This window comes from Modestobacter marinus, from assembly GCF_019799945.1.
GTDB lineage: Bacteria > Actinomycetota > Actinomycetes > Mycobacteriales > Geodermatophilaceae > Modestobacter > Modestobacter marinus_B.
Genome location: NZ_JABGCH010000049.1, coordinates 1 through 17,355 on the forward strand (window position 1 = coordinate 1; position 17,355 = coordinate 17,355).

19 protein-coding genes are annotated in these 17,355 nt (G+C 70.5%); 11 read left to right on the forward strand and 8 right to left on the reverse strand.

Translation table 11 applies throughout. From position 1 onward, the window contains the following. Nucleotides 1-434: 434 nt before the first annotated feature. Nucleotides 435-644: a hypothetical protein gene (locus HK417_RS23190; RefSeq protein WP_222272610.1), complete on the reverse strand. Its 210-nt coding sequence runs from the start codon at nt 642-644 to the stop codon at nt 435-437. Nucleotides 645-696: 52 nt separating this feature from the next. Here HK417_RS23190 and HK417_RS23195 point away from each other — a divergent pair, with 52 nt between their 5' ends. Both HK417_RS23195 and HK417_RS23200 read left to right on the forward strand, forming a co-directional pair. Continuing rightward, nucleotides 697-1,932 carry a metal-dependent hydrolase family protein gene (locus HK417_RS23195; protein WP_222272620.1) on the forward strand — a complete coding sequence of 412 codons (1,236 nt, stop codon included), beginning with the start codon at nt 697-699 and terminating at the stop codon, nt 1,930-1,932. A gap of 1,355 nt (nt 1,933-3,287) precedes the next feature. Further along, the gene (locus tag HK417_RS23200) at nt 3,288-4,649 is read left to right on the forward strand and encodes a DUF2254 domain-containing protein (protein ID WP_222272622.1); all 1,362 of its coding nucleotides are present in this window, start codon (nt 3,288-3,290) and stop codon (nt 4,647-4,649) included. Between the two features lie 13 nt (nt 4,650-4,662). Here the strand turns inward: HK417_RS23200 and HK417_RS23205 are convergent, their stop codons facing one another. The 5 genes from HK417_RS23205 to HK417_RS23225 all read right to left on the reverse strand — a co-directional run bounded on the left by HK417_RS23205 (nt 4,663) and on the right by HK417_RS23225 (nt 8,823). After that, nucleotides 4,663-5,337 carry a DUF1345 domain-containing protein gene (locus HK417_RS23205; protein WP_308123802.1) on the reverse strand — a complete coding sequence of 225 codons (675 nt, stop codon included), beginning with the start codon at nt 5,335-5,337 and terminating at the stop codon, nt 4,663-4,665. Nucleotides 5,338-5,431: 94 nt separating this feature from the next. Beyond that, nucleotides 5,432-6,607 (reverse strand): zinc-dependent alcohol dehydrogenase, encoded by a 1,176-nt coding sequence (locus tag HK417_RS26650; protein WP_222272625.1) that lies wholly within the window; start codon nt 6,605-6,607, stop codon nt 5,432-5,434. Beyond that, nucleotides 6,604-7,092, reverse strand: a complete 489-nt coding sequence (locus HK417_RS23215; RefSeq protein WP_222272628.1) for a hypothetical protein — start codon at nt 7,090-7,092, stop codon at nt 6,604-6,606. Before HK417_RS23215 ends, HK417_RS26650 begins: the two co-directional genes overlap by 4 nt. After that, the gene (locus HK417_RS23220; protein WP_222272631.1) at nt 7,089-7,664 is read right to left on the reverse strand and encodes a type 1 glutamine amidotransferase domain-containing protein; all 576 of its coding nucleotides are present in this window, start codon (nt 7,662-7,664) and stop codon (nt 7,089-7,091) included. The genes HK417_RS23215 and HK417_RS23220 overlap by 4 nt, the downstream gene beginning before the upstream one ends. Before the next feature lies 1 nt (nt 7,665). Then, on the reverse strand, nt 7,666-8,823 hold the full coding sequence (locus HK417_RS23225) for a glutathione-independent formaldehyde dehydrogenase (protein WP_222272635.1): 1,158 nt from the start codon (nt 8,821-8,823) through the stop codon (nt 7,666-7,668). A 504-nt stretch (nt 8,824-9,327) separates the two neighbouring features. Between HK417_RS23225 and HK417_RS23230 the strand changes: the two genes are divergently transcribed. From HK417_RS23230 to HK417_RS26655, 4 genes are all read left to right on the forward strand, one after another. Continuing rightward, complete coding sequence (locus HK417_RS23230; RefSeq protein WP_222272637.1) at nt 9,328-9,504, forward strand: hypothetical protein; 177 nt, start codon at nt 9,328-9,330, stop codon at nt 9,502-9,504. A gap of 35 nt (nt 9,505-9,539) precedes the next feature. After that, on the forward strand, nt 9,540-9,944 hold the full coding sequence (locus HK417_RS23235; RefSeq protein WP_222272642.1) for an SRPBCC family protein: 405 nt from the start codon (nt 9,540-9,542) through the stop codon (nt 9,942-9,944). Next, nucleotides 9,941-10,177, forward strand: a complete 237-nt coding sequence (locus tag HK417_RS23240) for a hypothetical protein (protein ID WP_222272645.1) — start codon at nt 9,941-9,943, stop codon at nt 10,175-10,177. The genes HK417_RS23235 and HK417_RS23240 overlap by 4 nt, the downstream gene beginning before the upstream one ends. Nucleotides 10,178-10,260: 83 nt before the next feature. Continuing rightward, complete coding sequence (locus HK417_RS26655; protein ID WP_308123805.1) at nt 10,261-11,349, forward strand: zinc-dependent alcohol dehydrogenase; 1,089 nt, start codon at nt 10,261-10,263, stop codon at nt 11,347-11,349. Here the strand turns inward: HK417_RS26655 and HK417_RS23250 are convergent. After that, on the reverse strand, nt 11,292-12,290 hold the full coding sequence (locus HK417_RS23250; protein WP_222272648.1) for a LysR family transcriptional regulator: 999 nt from the start codon (nt 12,288-12,290) through the stop codon (nt 11,292-11,294). The two genes, HK417_RS26655 and HK417_RS23250, sit on opposite strands and share 58 nt — an antisense overlap. 213 nt (nt 12,291-12,503) lie before the next feature. Here HK417_RS23250 and HK417_RS23255 point away from each other — a divergent pair, with 213 nt between their 5' ends. Further along, the gene (locus tag HK417_RS23255) at nt 12,504-13,538 is read left to right on the forward strand and encodes a helix-turn-helix transcriptional regulator (protein WP_222272650.1); all 1,035 of its coding nucleotides are present in this window, start codon (nt 12,504-12,506) and stop codon (nt 13,536-13,538) included. A 32-nt stretch (nt 13,539-13,570) separates the two neighbouring features. Here HK417_RS23255 and HK417_RS23260 read toward each other — a convergent pair whose 3' ends face one another. Continuing rightward, nucleotides 13,571-13,810, reverse strand: coding sequence for a hypothetical protein (locus tag HK417_RS23260; protein WP_222272653.1), 240 nt, complete (start codon nt 13,808-13,810; stop codon nt 13,571-13,573). A gap of 574 nt (nt 13,811-14,384) precedes the next feature. Here HK417_RS23260 and HK417_RS25925 point away from each other — a divergent pair. The 4 genes from HK417_RS25925 to HK417_RS23280 all read left to right on the forward strand — a co-directional run bounded on the left by HK417_RS25925 (nt 14,385) and on the right by HK417_RS23280 (nt 16,659). Next, complete coding sequence (locus HK417_RS25925; protein ID WP_261327643.1) at nt 14,385-14,687, forward strand: hypothetical protein; 303 nt, start codon at nt 14,385-14,387, stop codon at nt 14,685-14,687. Nucleotides 14,688-14,839: 152 nt separating this feature from the next. Continuing rightward, the gene (locus HK417_RS27055; protein ID WP_368858543.1) at nt 14,840-15,217 is read left to right on the forward strand and encodes a helix-turn-helix domain-containing protein; all 378 of its coding nucleotides are present in this window, start codon (nt 14,840-14,842) and stop codon (nt 15,215-15,217) included. Nucleotides 15,218-15,251: 34 nt separating this feature from the next. After that, nucleotides 15,252-15,788 (forward strand): hypothetical protein, encoded by a 537-nt coding sequence (locus HK417_RS23275; protein ID WP_222272661.1) that lies wholly within the window; start codon nt 15,252-15,254, stop codon nt 15,786-15,788. Between the two features lie 247 nt (nt 15,789-16,035). Then, entirely contained in the window at nt 16,036-16,659 is a 624-nt protein-coding gene (locus HK417_RS23280) for a tyrosine-type recombinase/integrase (protein WP_222272664.1), read from the forward strand. Nucleotides 16,660-17,355: the final 696 nt, after the last annotated feature.

Sequence of the window (17,355 nt, forward strand, 5' to 3'; positions counted from 1 at the left end):
AGCAGCACGATCCGGGCCCGCTCCACCTCCCGGGCCGGCGCGCCCCTGTCCCGGACCCGCCGCTCCAGCTCTCGCCGATCGGCCTCCGGAACGTTCACCGTCCGCACATGCGCGGCCATGAGAAATGGTCCACCCGCTCCGGCATGACCTCAAGGACCACCGCGACGGAGCACTAGGAGGTTGAGGCCCGTTTCGCGAGCACGCTCGCCTTGAATCGCTGCCCGTAGCGGAGCGCTTCCCTACCTTGAGCTGCTCGGCAAGGTCCGCCAGTTCCACGGACTTGTTCCGAGCCTACATGGCAGATGGCTTCGAAGCTGAGCTGGTCTGAGATGAGTGCGCGTCCGTGGTCGCGCATGTAGGTGAGGGCCTGCACCGCCAATGGTCGTTCCCGGGAGTCGCGGGCGAAGCCCGTCCTCCAGTGCGCCTGCAGTTGCTCAGGTGACCGGGTCGAGGACCACGGTGTGGCCGAGGCTTTCGAGTTGGGCGACCAGGCGGCGGGCGTGCGCCTCATCGTTGCGGCCGGCCAGCCAGTCCGCGCCGAGGTCGGTGTAGGGCTGGCGGCCGCCCCTCCGGTACTGTCTATTGCACACCGCCGAGGCAAGGAGCCCGATCGTGCCGGAACCGTTTGCCTTGTCCGACGTCACGATTGTGACAGGTGATCCAGACGGTACCGTGCTGCCCGGTAGAACCGTTGTCGTGGGAGCGAACGGGAAGATCGAACAAGTCGGGCCGTCGGCGGATACCGTTGCGCCAGTCGGCTATAAAGTTCTGGACTTGACTGGGCGCTTCGTCGTTCCTGGTTTGATCAACGCACACACTCACCTGTTCTCCAACGGCCTGCCGGTCCCGAAAATCCTCCTGAGAGAGTCCACGGCGGGGATTGTCGCGAAGCTCGGACGCGGTCCTGTCGGACGGCGACTGTTCAAGAAGCGCACAAAGGCCAATGTGCTGACCCAGTTGCATTCAGGAGTCACTACGCTTCGCAGCGTCGGCGACGTAGCCTACGAGGTTGTCGAGGTTGCAGACGAAATCGAGCGAGGCGAATACCGCGGCCCGCGGGTGCTCGCCTCAGGACCGCTGCTCGCGATCACCGGAGGGCATGGAGCGCCGCAGATCGCACTCACCAGCGATTCTCCCTGGGAAGCTCGCCGAAATGCCCGTACCAACGTGCAACGAGGAGTCAAGGCGATCAAGATTTCGGCTACCGCGGGTGTCACGGACGCTCGCGCGATCGGTTACGCCGGGCGCCCGGAGATGACCGAGGAGGAGATGGCGGCGATCTGTGAAGAGGCCCACAACGCCGGTATCCGCGTAGCCGCTCACGCGCAGAGCACGGCCGGCATTCGTGCATCGCTCCGTGCGGGAGTTGACACCATCGAACATGGTGCGGCGATGAATGCAGAGGTGATCGACTTATTCCTTGACAATCCGCGTTCGCTGAGCGGTTCCTCGGCACTCATTCCGACAATCCTGGTATGTCTGCCGCTCCTGAAGTTCGACCAATCGATCACGGGCGCCAGTGACGTCGCTAGAGCCAACGCGGCAATGGTCTTCGAAGAGATGATGCGAGGGATCGAGGACGCTCGGCGGCACGGGATCACGATCGGCATGGGCACCGACTCGGCACTGACTTATGTGACACACTACGACTCGTGGCGGGAAATGGACCTCCTCGTCCGTTACGGCGGGTTAACTCCAGCCCAAGCACTGAACTCCGCGACTCAAACTAACGCGAGGATTCTCGGCCTGGACGACATCACCGGTTCGGTCGAGACTGGAAAGGATGCCGACCTGGTCGTGCTCAACGTGAATCCGATCGACGGGTTCCGGGCCTTCACGAATCCGCGAATGGTCGTTGCGCGAGGCGACATAATCGACGAGCCCTCGGTTACTCGTTATGCGGAATTGGATGAACGGCTCGATACCCTCTGAGCTGGGCGGGCATCGTGAAACGTCAGCCGCGGTCGTGAGGCGGGCCGCGGCCAGGCGTCGACGAAACGAGCGGCTGCCGTGCCAGTGGGACGAACTCAATAGGTATCGGACTCTTCCGCTGCGATGGTCGGATCTTGCCCCCTCCCCCCGCGGTGTTGACCGAGCACTCGCCCCGACGGACAGCCTGAGTCGGTAACCACTTCGTCGCCCTCGCTGGCGGGGGCACAACTTCGTCGCCCTACGGCGGGCGTGATCGTCCTAGGCGCGCTCTCCGCCTCGATTAACACCCTGTCTCGCACAACGGGATCTCGGGGGGACTCCCGCTCAAGCGACCGGCGACCGGCTATGCGGCCAGTGACCGAGCCTGCCCCGGCACTGGAGATGCACAAGGTCAAGGCCGACACACCTGCTGCATCCAGGATCCGCGTTCCGTCGTGACGGATGGGGGTGACGTCGGCTGGGACGTTGATGCGGACGGTGGCCGGCATGAGCAGACCTCGGAATGCATCAGGGTGATCCGGGACCCGGCGCCGAGCAACCAGCCTGCAGCCAAGGCGGGCGAGTATGTCGTCGCGCGAGGACCGGAGAGCAGATCCGGCGCAGTCGGTCGAGTCCGCCACGCAGCCTCGGCGGCGAGCCCCATCGACCGACCACGACGACTGGACCCGGCTGCTCAGATCCGCCGGCGTCCGGCACGTGCGGCTGCACGACGGCCGACACACCGCGGCCACCCTCCTGCTGTCCGAAGGCGTGCACCCCCCGGGGTCGTCATGTAGGTGCTCGGCCACGCACCGATGCGGACACCTACGTCACCTACAGCCACGCCATGCCGGCCCTCGGCCGCGACGCCGCCGAGCGCATGGGCAAGGCCCTGTGGGGACTGACCCGGCACCACAACTGCTCCCGTGGCCACCAGGTTGGCACCGAGAACGACGAAGGCCGTCCTCCCTGGTGGGAGGACGGCCTTCGTCGTCGGGGTGGAGCTGAGGGGACTCGAACCCTGACCCCCACTGCCAGGCCGTCATGATCACGTTCGCAGATGTGCACCGCCGTGCGGATGATGGCTCTGAGCTGCGCCTTGGCGGTTCAGCGGATCTTCGCGGACGAGCCCGAACGAACGTGTGATGAGTCCAACTGCAACCACAACTGCAACCACGGGCACCGGTCGGTAGTACGACTCATGAGCCGGTCAGTGTCTGTCAGACGTCAGCGAGCGTCGTCCGCCGTCGGTTCGACACGGCCCCGGGCGCGGGGTGAGATGGACGGGCCGGTCCCTCGTTGGCGACCGGCCACGGCGGAGAACACGCCCTCCCGATCACACCGGCCGGTTCGCCGGTCCGAGCCCGGAGGGCCCGATGCGTCCCAACCGCTTCATGCACGCCGTACGGACCAGCCTGTGGCTGGTCCCCCTGCTGTGCGTCCTGGCCGGCGTGCTGATCGCCCTCGCCGCGCTCTGGCTCGACCGCCGGTCGGGCTACACCCTGGTCCCGCAGAGCGTGACCGGAACGCCCAGCGACGCGCAGACGACCCTGTCGGTGTTTGCCACCGGGATGCTCTCGCTGACCAGCCTCGTGCTCACCGTGACGCTGGTGGTGGTCCAGCTGGCGATGGGTCAGTTCTCCCCGCGGATCGTGGCCGCACTCCTGTCCGACCGGTTCAGCCAGCTGGCGATCGGCCTGTTCGGGGCGACGTTCGTCGTCGCCGTGCTCACCCTCCGGGAGATCCGCGGTTCGGACACCGGCACCGTTCCCGGCGTGTCGGTGCTGCTGACCCACCTGCTGATGGTCGCCAGCCTCGTGACGCTGATCCTGTTCGTCCACCACTCCGGGCAGACCATGCGGGCGACGGGCCTGATCGACCTGGTCGGCGATCGCACCCGGGACCTGATCGCGTCGTCCTTCCCGGCAGCGCCCCCACCGGCGACCGGCCCCGATGCCGACCCCGATGTGCTCCCCGCGCAGGAGCCGGGCAGCGTCGTCCGGGTCGATCGCCCCGGGCTGGTCGCCGCCGCGCGCCGCGCCGACTGCGTCCTCGAACTGGTGCCCGTCGTCGGCGACTTCGTGTCGGGTGGGGCACCGCTGTTCCGTGTGCACCCCGGCCCCCGGCGGGCGGGGGACGTCGCAGGGCCGGCCGTGCGGCTGCGGGCCGAGGAGATCGCGAAGCTGGTCCTCGTGGGCCCTGAGCGCGTGCACACGGAGGACGCCTCCTACGGACTGCGGAAACTGGTCGACGTCGCGGAGCGGTCGATCGCTCAGCCGTTCGACGACCCGACGACGACACTGCAGGCGCTGCACCGGCTGCACGACCTGTTGCGCCAGCTCGCCGTGCGCCCGCTCCCCCCAGGCGAGCACCGGGACGAGGACGGGGTGGTCCGGCTGGTCGAGCGCACGCTGTCCTGGGACGGCTACGTGCGGCTCGCCTTCGACGAGATCCGGCTGGCCGGTGCGGCCTCGCCGCAGGTGACCCGCCGGCTGTGCGCGGCGCTGGAGGACCTCAAGGACGTCGCCGCACCCGACCGGCAGGCCCCCCTCGACCGCCAGCTGCGGTTGCTGACCGCCGCCGTCCACCGGACCTACGAGGACGAGGAGGACATCGCCGCCGCGCTCACGCCCGATGCCGAGGGAATCGGGTCCGGGGTGGACGTCACCACCGCGGTGCGCCTGGACTGGGGCATTCCGAGCAACGGCGTGCGGCCCGGCGCGCGCAACGCGGGGTAGCGGGCTCGACCCGTCACCCCTGCTGCCCCAGGTTGGTGACGAGGTTGACGGCCACTGCGATGACGACCGTCCCGAACAGGTACGACAACAGAGCATGCCCGAGGGCGACCTTGCGGATCGACGTGTCCGCGACCTGGGTGTCCGGTACCGCGAAGCTCATCCCCACGGTGAACGCGACGTAGGCGAAATCGCTGTAGGCAGGCGGTTCCCGCTGGCCGAAGTCGATGCCGCCGTCCCCGCCGGAGTAGTACCGGCGCGCGTACTTGAGAGCGAAGACCGTGTTGACCAGCGCCCAGGAGAGGATCACCACGAGGACGCCGAGTACCACGGTGGCGACGCCGACGGCGTCCCTCGAGCCGGACCGGACGAGCCCCTCCACGACGGCGGCGAGGCTGGCCACCGCCGCGCACAGCACGACCGTGTCCGTGACCCGGGTCTGCCCCTCCTCCTCGGCCAGCCGTTTGGTCCCGTGCGAGTCGCGCGGCCAGCTGATCCGCCACACCCACAGCAGCAGGCCACCGGCAGCGACGGCCCACCCGGCCAGCACCGCGATCTCGGGGACACCGGCGACCCAGGTCAGCCCGGCCGCGAGCAGACCGCCACCGAGACAGATCAGCAGCCGGCGCCACGACAGGATCGTCGGCCGCGGGGTCGCGGCGACCGACGTCCTGTCACGGGCGACGGTCACCCGCGGGCCCCGCACCGGACAGGTGCGGGGCCCGCGCTGCTCCACCGCCCACCCTGGCGCCGGGGCGGTGTCGGGGCGTCTGGCGGTCGGCGCCTCACGTACCCGGACGGAAAACGGCGCGCACGCACCCGTCCTCCTTGTCCTTGAACATCCGGTAGCCCTTCGGCCCGTCGTCGAGCGACATCACGTGGGTCGCGAGGTGCTCGGTCTTCACCTCGTCCCGGCTCATCAGGTCGAGGATCTCCGGGATGTAGCGGTGCCCGTGCTGCTGGGCGCCGCGCAGCGTCAGCGCCTTGTTCATCACCGCCCCCATCGGGAACTTGTCCACCAGGCCGCCGAACACGCCGAGGGCGAACACCGTGCCGCCCTTGCGGCAGGCGTAGATGGCCTCCCGGAGGGCGGTCGGCCGGTCCGACTGCAGCCGCAACTGCTGTTTGACCTGGTCGTAGAGGTACTGCGGGCCGTTGCTGTGCGCCTCCATGCCCACCGCCTCGATGCACACGTCCGGTCCGCGCCCCCCGGACATCTCCCGCAGCTCGGCGGGGACGTCGACCTCCTCGTAGTCGAGGGTCTCCGCACCGATGTGCTGCCGCACCTGCTGCAGCCGGTTGTCGAACCGGTCGATGACGACGACCCGCTCGGCGCCCATGAGCATCGCCTTGCGCGCGGCCATCTGCCCAACGCCGCCGGCGCCCCACACCGCGACCACGTCACCGGCCTTCACCTCGGCCTGGTGCGCCCCGGTCCAGCCGGTGGGTGCGGCGTCGGAGGCGAACAGGGCACGCTCGTCGGAGACGCCGTCCGGGATCGCGAAGGCACCCTGGTCGGCGTAGGGCACCCGCATGTAGGGGGCGTGACTGCCCGCGTAGCCGCCGAGCGCGTGGGAGTACCCGTAGCAGCCGCCGATCGCCTGACCCCACAGCGCCTCGGTGATCCCCGGGTTGGGGTTGCCGTTGTCGCACAAGGACCACAACTCCTGCTTGCAGTACCAGCACTGCCCGCAACTGGTGAAGGAGACCACCACCACCCGGTCTCCGACCCGGTGCTTCGTGACGTTCTTGCCGACCTCGGCGACCGTGCCCATGAACTCGTGGCCGAGCACGTCACCAGCGCGCATCGCGGGGATGTAGCCGCCCAGCAGGTGCAGGTCCGAGCCGCACGTCACCGACAGGCCGACCTCGAGGATGATGTCGTGGTCGTTGAGGATCGTCGGCTCCGGGACGTCCTCCACCCCGACCTCGTTGACGCCCCGCCAGGTCACCGCCTTCACAGCACTCCCCCCTTGGGCGCCCGCTTCGTGGCCGCCTCCAGCGCAGCGCCGGCCGGCGTGGCGTTCCGCTTGCCGTGCGGGGTGGGGTCGACCGCCAGCACCTCGCCCACCTCGATCAGTTGCTTGGCCTTGCGCAACGCGGACCGCAGGTCGCCCTGCGGATCGCTGCCCGTCAGCCGCGCCGGACCTGGGGCGCTTCCCGAGTCGCGCTGGATCAGCCGGGCGGCCAGCTCGCTGCCCTTGCCGCCCGGCGCCGGGCGGATCCGCGTCTCGATGCGGTCGCCGTACGCGGCCAGCGGCGCCGGCAGCGAGGTGGCGTCGATCTCCGTCGGCTCGCGGTAGATGCTGACCACCAACCACCCGGACGCCGGAGCGCTCGCCGCACCTGGGCCGTTGCCGTGCTCGAGGACCGAGCGGACCTGGCGGACGACGGTGCCGCCCGCCCGGGCGGCCAGCGACGCCACGCTCCCCAGCGCGCTCGTCACGAGCCTCCGCCCACAGCGGCGGACTGCGAGGCGCGGGCGAACTCCTGCACGATGCGCGCGCAGAAGGCCGGCAGGTCGTCCGGCGACCGGCTCGTCGTGATGTTGCCGTCGGTGACGACCTCCTCGTCGACCACCTCCGCCCCGGCGTTGCGCAGGTCGGTGCGGACGCTCGGCCACGAGGTCAGCCGGCGGCCGCGGGCGACGTCTGCCTCGACGAAGTTCCACGGGCCGTGGCAGATCGAGGCGACCGGCTTGCCGGACTGGACGAAGTCGCGGACGAAGGCCACGGCGGCCGGCTCCATCCGCAGCTTGTCCGGGTTCACCGTCCCCCCGGGCAGCAGCAGCGCGTCGTAGTCGTCGATGGAGGCGGCCCCGACGAGACGGTCGACGCCGAAGGTCCCGGCATCCTCGAGGTCCTGGTTGCGCGCCAGGATCTCGCCGCTCTTGATCGAGACGACGTCGGTGCGGGCACCGGCGTCCTCCAGGGCCTGGCGTGGCTGCTCCAGCTCCACCCGCTCCACGCCGTCGGTGGCCAGGATCGCGACGCGCCGACCATTCAGCTCTCCGGCCATCTCAGGCCTTGCCCGCGCCGTCGGGATGCAGCACGACCTTGGTCCAGCCGTCGTCCCGCTTGTCGAAGTGCTCGTAGGCCTCCGGCGCGCGGTCCAGCGGCAGTTCGTGGCTGACGATGAACGACGGCTCGGCCTTGCCCCCGGCGATCAGGTCGCGCAGCTGCCGGTTGTACTTCTTGACCGGCGCCTGCCCGCTGCCCAGCTTCTGGCCCTTGAACCAGAACATGCCGAAGTCGAAGGCGAGCTTGCCCTGCTTGGCCAGCTCGTCGCTGGCCCCGGGGTCCTGGGGGATGAACACCCCCACGACACCGATCGTCCCGGTGAAGCGCACGGAGGCGACCAGCCGGTTCATCGTGAGGTTGGCCTGCTCCTGGCCGTCGGGCTCGTGCGCCTGGTAGCCGACGCACTCGCAGCCGTTGTCCGCGCCCAGCCCCATCGTCTGGTCGAGGACGGCCTGCACGGGGTCGACCTTCGAGTCGTCGATGGCGATCGCCCCGATCGACTCGGCCAGCTTCAGCCGGTCGGGCTGCCGGTCGACGACCATCACCTTGCTCGCCCCGCGGATGGTCGCCGAGAGCGCCGCCATCAGGCCGACCGGGCCGGCACCGTAGATGACGGTCTGGTCGCCGGGCTTGACGCCGGCCATCTCCGTGGCGTGGTAGCCGGTCGGGAAGATGTCGGCGAGCATCACGTAGTCGGTCTGCCGCTCCTCGGCGTCCTCCCCCAGCCGCAGGCAGTTGAAGTCGCCCCAGGGCACGCGCAGCAGCTCGGCCTGTCCCCCGGCGTACGGGCCCATGTCGGCGAAGCCGTACGCCGCGCCCGCCCAGTCCTGCTTCGGCTGCGCGGTCAGGCAGTAGTTCGTGAGCTGGCGCTCGCAGTTCTTGCAGTGCCCGCAGGCGATGTTGAACGGCAGGACCACCCAGTCGCCCACCCGGACCTTGTCGACCCCGTCGCCGACCTCGATGACCTGGCCCAGGTTCTCGTGCCCGAACCAGCGCCCGGGCTCGAAGTCGGTCCGGCCCTCGTACATGTGCAGGTCCGAACCGCAGATGTTCGCGGAAGTGATCCGCACCAAGACGTCGGTCGGCCGCTCGATCCGTGCGTCCGGTACGTCCTTGACGCTGACCTGCCGCGGCGCCTCGTAGACCACTGCCTTCATCGCTGTCTCCTCAGGGCGGATTCCCACGGCTCCGGGCTCGGGTCGGGGCCCTGATCGCACGCCCGGGACGGGCGCCTGGATATCGGCAGACATGCCGATACCGGCTCCGAAGGCCGCCCCGCGAAGAGGTCGTCCCGGGACCGCGCGGCGACACGGCCGGCTGGCAGGGCAGCGGACGCCCCGATGGAGGCCATCGGAAACGGGTCAGGAGCAAGGCGGGCCCTCACCTTGCGCGGCGGCCGGCGCCGACCGAAGACGACAGCAACATCGTCGACCACGTATGACGACGACGGCCTGACCGGCGCCCTGCCGAGATCGGCCATTCTGCCGATGGCGCGAGCCCACGCTCCGGGATGTGCTGCCTTCGACAACGTCTTCCCGGAGGGGTGCGATGACCGCTGCCTCCACAGCACCTGTCCGTCGGCCGGCTCCTGACTCGTTCCTGGACACGACCCGCTGACTCGCCTGCTCGGCCTGGCCGGCCCTGCGCTCGGCGTTCCACGGGTGACCAGACCGGCGGACTTCGCACGGAGCCTCGGCGTCGGTGACGCCCCCCGGCACCGCGCGGTCACCGAACTCGTCGGCGTTCGGGAACTGGTCGCCGCAGCCGGCCTGCTGGGCCGCCCGCACCCCGCGTGGCTGTGGGCCGAGTGTGCGGCGATGCCATGGACATGTCACTGATGGGCAGGGCCCTGCGCCACCACGACGGGCGTGGCATGAGCCGCAGTGTCCTCACCATGGCGGGTCTCGTCATCACCGCCGTCGACGTCCACGCAGCCGTCACTCGCACGATCCGGAAGGGGCCCGCGACACCCATGGAACTCACCTCCGCCACGACCGTCACCAAACCACCGGAGGAGGTGTACGCCTTCTGGCGGCAGCTCGACCGGCTTCCCACGTTCATGGCGCACCTCGACGAGGTGCGCGCGACGGACGCTCGCCGCAGTCACTGGAAGGCGAGCGCGCCGTTCGGCCAGTCAGTCGAGTGGGACGCCGAGACGACCGACGACGTCCCGGCGCAGCGCATCGCCTGGCGCTCGCTGGACGGTGCCGACGTCCCAACTCCGGGGAGGTGCGCTTCGAACCCGCGCCGGGCCGGCGCGGCACCGCGGTGTACGTGACCCTCCGCTACGTGATGCCGGGCGGCGCGCTGGGCAAGGCCGCGGCGAAGTACTTCGGCGAGGAGCCCTCCCAGCAGCTCGACGACGACCTGCGCCGGTTCAAGCAGGTGATCGAGGTCGGCGAGGTGATCCGCAGCGACGGCGCACCGCGGGGCAAGCAGGCCCGGCAGGAGTTCCCGCAACACCCCGCCCGACCGCTGTCCGACGAGGAGCCCAAGGAGGTCATGGCGTGAAGGCCAACTGCTGAATCAGTCCCAACAAGGTCGAGGTCACCGACGTCCCGGACCCGGCCATCCTCAACAGCCGTGACGCGATCGTGAAGATCACCTCGACGGCGATCTGCGGCTCCGACCTGCATCTGCTCGACGGCTACGTGCCGACGATGCAGAAGGGCGACGTCATGGGCCACGAGTTCATGGGTGAGGTTGTCGAGGTCGGCTCCGGGGTCGACCGGGACAAGCTGCGGGTCGGTGACCGCGTCGTCGTCCCCTTCCCCATCGGCTGTGGCGCGTGCTCGGCCTGCCAGAACGAGCTGTGGTCCTGCTGCGAGAACACCAACCCCAACGCCGGTGTGGCGGAGAAGATGTTCGGCCACCCGGTCGCCGGCATCTACGGCTACTCACACCTCACCGGTGGCTTCGCCGGTGGCCAGGCCGAGTACGCCCGCGTGGTGCTCGCCGACGTCAACCCGCTGAAGATCGAGTCCGACCTCTCCGACGAGCAGGTGCTCTTCCTCTCCGACATCCTGCCCACCGGCTACATGGGCGCCGAGATGTGTGACATCGCCGACGGCGACGTCGTCGCCGTGTGGGGCGCCGGGCCGGTCAGGCAGTTCGCGATGGACAGCGCACGGGTGCTGGGTGCGGCGAAGGTGATCGCGATCGACGACGTCCCGTACCGGCTGGAGATGGCGGCCTCGCAGGGCTACGAGACCATCCACTACTCCGACACCGACGTCCGCTCCGCCCTGCTCGAGCTGACCGGCGGCCGCGGCCCGGACAAGTGCATCGACGCCGTCGGCATGGAGGCCACGCACGGCGCCGCCCATGTCGACCTCTACGACCGGGTCAAGCAGGCCGTCCGGTCGGAGACCGACCGGCCGCACGCCCTGCGCCAGGCCATCACCTCCTGCCGCAGTGGCGGCATCGTGTCGGTCATCGGCGTCTACGGCGGGTTCATCGACAAGTTCCCGGCCGGCGCCTGGATGAACCGGTCACTCACCCTGCGCACCGGCCAGTGCCACGTGCAGCGGTACATGGGCCCGCTGCTGGACCGGATCGAGCGAGGCGAGATCGACCCGACTCGGGTGATCACCCACCGGCTGCCCCTGGCCGAGGCCCCGCACGGCTACCACATCTTCAAGAACAAGGCGGACGGCTGCGAGAAGGTGGTCCTGAAGCCCTGACCGCCCCCAGCCCCGGGGCGACGACGGGGAGCGGAGACGAGGACCTCTGGGGCGTCGACCGCCGCGACGAGGAAGTCGACGAGGCTGCGGACGGCGGGGCGGGCCGGTCTGCGCCAGACGACCTCCAGGTCGAGGAGCAAGGGAGGATCGAGCGGCAGGACGACGATCCCGCTCACGTCCATCTGGTCGGCGACCCCGAGGATGCCCGGGGCGACGCCGGACCCCGCTGCGACCGCCCGCAGCATCGCCTCCGGGCTGTTGATCAGGTCCGGCTCGACGACGACCTGCCCCGGCTGCGCTCCCCTCGGCAGCAGGTGGTCCACGGTGCGCTGCCAGATGCCGGCGAAGGGCGACCACGGGAACATCACCGCGGATTCGTGGTCGAGACCGGCGACCGGGACCTCCGCCCGGTCGGCGAGCGGGTGCCCCTGCGGCAGGACGATGCCGAACAGCACCGAGCCGAGGACGACACCGTCGAGGTCACGGTGCTCCTGCGGCCGGCTCCAGACGACCGCTGCGTCGGCCCGCGCCTGCCGGACCGCCTCGACGGCGTCGTCCCCCGGGCTGGACGTCACGGACACCTCGACGCCCGGGATGGCGAGTCCCAGCGTTCGCAGCGGGCCGTCGAGGACTCGCTCCGCCATGGTGCAGACCCGCAAGGTCAGCTGCTCCCGACGGTCCGGCTCCGCGGATCGCACGTCCTGGCGTGCCTGGTCGACCTCGGCCAGGATCACACGCGCCCGCTCTGCCAGGAGGCGCCCCGCAGGCGTCAGCTCGGCTCCGCGTGGAGTGCGGTCGAAGAGCGTGACGCGCAGGTCCCGCTCCAGCGCACGGATCTGCTGCGAGAGCGACGGAGCGGCGATGTGCAACCGGCGCGCGGCCGCGGAGAAGCGCCGCTCCTCGGCCACGGTGAGGAAGTACCTGAGCTGGCGCAGGTCCACAGGGCACGCTACCGCCGGTCAGCGGCCGGGGGAGTCGACGCCTGCGTTAGGCCAGGACTCACAGACCTGTGGTTCTACGTCACGGCACACGCGGTAGTCACACCGCGTCCCGCGGTAGGACTACCTGGTCGTGTCCTCCCCCGGCCGGTCGAGCAGCAGCTCGGTAGTGGCTGGGTTCGGCCCCGCTCACGGCGAGTTCCCCGGAGGACAGACATGCGCTTGCACCGGGCAGCTGAACTGCTGCTGGCGCAGACCGCTGCCTCGGTCGGCACCACGTCCGAGCGCGCGCTGGCCCTGCTGGAGGGCCTCCGCCGGGTCGTTCCGTTCGACGGTGCGTTCTTGGCGTTCGCCGATCCGCTGGGCCACGGCTACCACTCCCTGGTGAGCGTCGACCTGGACGTCCGGACCGTGGAGTTCCTCTCCGGCCCGCAGGTGGCGCGGGACATCGAGGTCACCGGCACCGACCGGGCACGTCCACCGTTGGGCCCGTCGGACCTGCCCTACCCGGCCGAGGAGCTCCTGACCTGGGCCGAGTGCCTGATCCCGTCCGGGATCCACGAAGGGCTGGGCGTCGCCCTGTTCGCGCCCGGAGGGCGGCACGTCGGCCATCTCGCAGTGCTGTCCGGTAGCCGGCAGCCACCGTCGCCGGCCGCGCGCCGCCGGCTCGGGCGGCTCGCGCCGGTGCTCGCGCACGGCATCGACCCGATGCGTTCACTGCTCGCCGTCGCGCGCCTGGTCCGGGGGGCCACGGCCGGCGTCGTGCTCCGCGCGGACGGCGGCTGCCAGGCGCTGCCCGGCCTGCAGGCGCACGCGCTGCTGGTCCCCCGCTCCCCCGTCCTGGCCGCCGCGTGGGAGCGGATCGGCGACGGGAACGTCTACTCGTCGTTCCTCTGGCCGGTGGGCGGCTCCCACGCCCCCGGCGGCCACGTGCGCGTCTCCGTCCTGGCGGCGCCCGAGGACGTGCCCCCGGGGCCGACCGCGGTGGCCCTGCTGTCACCGGCGACCGACCTGCACGGGCTGACCCCGCGGGAACTGGAGGTGCTGGGCCTCCTCGTCGACGGGTGCTCCAACCAGGAGATCGCTCGCACCCTCGTCGTAGCCCCACGGACCGTGGCCACCCATCTGGAGCACGTCCGCGCGAAGCTCGGGGCACCGACGAGGACGCTCGCGGCGATCCGCGCCGAGCGGGAGGGTCTCTACGTCCCCGCGCTCCCACAGTCCTCCGGCGGGGTGCCGCCCTCCAGGTGAGGCACGGAGCAGACAGCGGCCGCCGCGCCGGTTCAGCTGCGTGGGGCCAGCTCGTAGACCGGCCCCAGGTCGGTCGGGCTGGTGTCGGGCACCTCGTGCAGGATCTTCGGCTCGGTGTGCAGCAGCCGGTGGACCGCAGATCGGGCTCGCTCCAGCTCCAAGCCGGTGCGGCGGGCGATGTCGTGCAGGTGCGGCGCAGCGACGTCGTCCTCCAGTTCGGCCACGGCTCGGTACACCGTGGCGTCGTCCCCGCTGAGGTCCTCCACCCGCATGCCGTCCTCCTCACCGCCTGGCACCGGTTCGCGGCACCCCGGGCCGATACTCCTCCAGCGAGCGTCTCGCCCACATCGGCAGATTTCCGGATGGACCACGCGGCGTCGGACGCAGCAGGCGACCGGTGGGGCGTCAGTAGTCGCGAGCCATCTTCAGCCGGAAAGCCGAGCAGCCGCTGCCCGCCCGGCGCTGACCGCGTCGACCCCCACCGCGACGCGTCCCTGCGCCATGTCCACCGACCCCGTCCGCTCACCCGATCCGGGCATTCGCTCCACACCATCGCGACCTGACGCACCTCCTGCATCCAGGCCTCCCGTTCCGTCGTGACGCATCGGGGTGACGTCGGCTGGGACGTTGATCCAGACCGTGGCCGGCATGACCAAACTTCGGAATGCATCAGGGCGATCCGGGACCCGGCGCCGAGCAACCAGCCTGCAGCCACGGCGGCCGAGTATGTCGCCGTCCGAGGACCGGAGTGCAGATGCGACGCGGGCGGCCGAGTCCGTGAGGCAGCCTCGGCGGCGCGCCGCATCGGTGTGCGGGTGGTGCGGTGGGCCGATCACCGTCAAGGCGATGGGGCGACTTCCGAAGTGGTGCTCGGCGTCGTGCCCGCAGCGCGCGTGGGAGCAGACCCGCGCGGCCGCGTCCGGGCTCCCAGCGGTGCAGGTCGTCGAGCGACACGTGGAGACCCCCGTGCCCATCCTCCGACCCGCCACCGACTGGCCCCGGCTGCTCGGCGAGCTCGTCACCCAGCTCGACACCGGCCGCATCTACAACCGCGACCTTAACGAGCTGGCCGCCGCCCTCGCCGCAGTCGACGTCGCAATGACCCGCCGGACGTACATCCGCAGCCGGACAGCTCCTCGCCCGCACTGACCACGACGTGGGGGTCACGCACCAGCTGGCCAGGGGTGACGTCGACGATCCGGACGTCACCCCGGTCCCCAGCACCGGAGGGCACGGTTCACCACCGTCCCGGCCGGCCCGCCATTGCCCGGATCTCGCGTCCAGCTGTCACCAATCGGGCGATGAAGGCGCCTTCTCCCGGTGAGGAACGACCGGGTCCACACCGCCGGTCACCGCCATCGCTCACCGGGAGGATCCAGGTGCGGACCGACGACCAGCGGTCAGGGGACGTGAGCGGCGACAGGCTGCTCCTGACCACCCAGGAGGCGGCCGACGTTCTCCGGGTCGGGCGGACCACCGTCTACGCACTGATCAAGGAGGGCCAGCTTCTCCGGTGCACATCGGCCGCAGCTGCCGGATCTCCCGCGCCGAACTCGAGCGCTACGTCAGCCGGCTCGACACTCCCCCACAGGGCCGCCGTCCACGGACCCGCGCGCGAACTGTGGACCAGCCAGCGCTGTTCACCCCGAGCACTGGCCGCCCGTCAGCAAAGTTGCTGAAGACCGCCCGGCACCGACGACAACGGGACCGACGATGGCGGGACGAGCAGCGAACGGCGACTCGACGATCTACCAGGACGCCGACGGGCGCTGGCACGGCTACGTCTCCGTCGGCTTCACCGGCACCGGCAAGCCCGACCGCCGGCACGTCACCGGCAAGACGCGCGCCGTGGTTGTGGCGAAGGTCCGCGACCTGGAACGCAAGCGCGACTCCGGCACGATCAGCGCCGTCTCCACCCCGACCGTCGGCGAGTGGCTGGAGCACTGGCTGACGGCCATCGCCCCGCGCCGCGTGCGGCAGCGGACGCTGGAGAGCTACGAGTCCGCCGTCCGGAAGCATCTGATCCCCGGCATCGGCCGGCACGCCTGGACCGGCTGCGCCCCGAGCACCTCGACCAGCTGTACACCGCGCTGCTCGACGACGGCTGCTCCCCCGCCACCGTGCTGCGCCACCACCGGATCCTGTCCCGCGCGCTCACCGTCGCGATGCAGCGCGGCCACATCGCCCGCAACATCGCCACACTCGTCGATCCACCCGCCCAGGGGCAGAGCGACCTCGCCACCGCCCTGACCCTCGGCGAGGCCCGAGCGGTGCTCACCGCGGCCGCCCGCGTGCGCAACTCCGCCCGCTGGACCGTTGCCCTGGCCCTCGGGCTGCGGCAGTCCGAGGCGCTGGGGCTGCAGTGGAACGACATCGACCTGCTCACCGGCACGCTCACGGTGCGGCGCAGCATCCACCGGGTCCGGGGCGGGGGCCTCATCTACGAGGAGCCCAAGACCCGTGCAGCCAGCGCACCCTCGCCCTGCCCCTCCCGCTGGTGGCCGCCTTGCACCAGCACAAGGCGACCCACCTCGGCGAGCGGATGCTGGCCGGCTCCGAGTGGCACGACGAGGACCTGGCCTTCGCCCAGCCCGATGGCCGGCCGATCGACAAGAAGACCGACCACGACGACTGGACCCGGCTGCTCAGGTCCGCCGGCGTCCGCCACGTGCGGTTGCATGACGGCCGGCACACCGCCGCCACCCTGCTGCTGAGCGAGAACGTCCACCCCCGGGTGGTCATGGAGCTGCTCGGCCACAGCCAGATGCGCACGACGATGGACATCTACAGCCACGTCATGCCGGCGCTGGCCCGCGAGGCCGCCGACCGGATGAGCGCCCTGCTGCTGCCCGGTGTAGTTGGTCCAACTGCAACCACAACTGCAACCAGAGACGAGTCAGGCCGCCCTCCAGATGGAGGACGGCCTGATCAGATGGGTGGAGCTGAGGGGACTCGAACCCCTGACCCCCACACTGCCAGGGCGGCTGGAAGGGGTCCCTGGACGTTCGCCACTATGCGTTCACACAGGTCAGGCCGCAGTGCGCTTGCCGATGAATGCCCGCGAACGACCGTGAATACCCTGCTTTGGCCACCATCGTGGCACCATCCGCAGGCCGCCTGAGGACCGCCGGAACCCTGGCTGGCGAGGGTCCGGCCGTGGACTCACTGCGGTCGGTGGCCGTAGCTCGTGACCCTGTCCCCCAGTCACGGGCTGACGGTTCGCCGGCAACCGGGGTTGTACCGTTCTGGCTGGTCATACGGCTGCGGCGTTCGCCGTCGCCCCGCCGGGTACAGCCTCGTTCGGACCGCGTTGCTGTACCGGTTGCTGTAGTCCTCCCCCGCACTTGGGCGCGTCGTCGAGCTGACACAGCCCGAGTCAGGGACCCAACCGCTACGCCGGTGTAGCCGAGCCCGGTGGACGTGCAGATGACCTCAGAGACGCCCCCCACTGCGACAGGTGAGGTCACTCCCCCGGCCGACCCGCACTGCCCACGCTCCCGGCACGACAGGTGAGCCGCAGCGTCGGGGCGTGGCTCCCCTCGCGTCGCCTCACCACGAGGAGGCGCTCACCCGTCACATCCGGCAGGCATGTCGGGCCGCTTCCTGCCTGCTGACCACAACCTGCTCACACCGAACCGGACGATGCGCCCGTCATGGCCGCCGGCAGGGCGGTGCCTCCATGCCGCCGGCCACGAGATCTCAGCGGAGCGGAACCAGGTCCCGAGCGCTGTCAGTGACCGTGAGAGCTAGACGAGTAAGTCCGAACGGCCCGGCTGAGTCACAGGCCTGTAGTTCGGGACGGAGGGTGTTCAGGCTC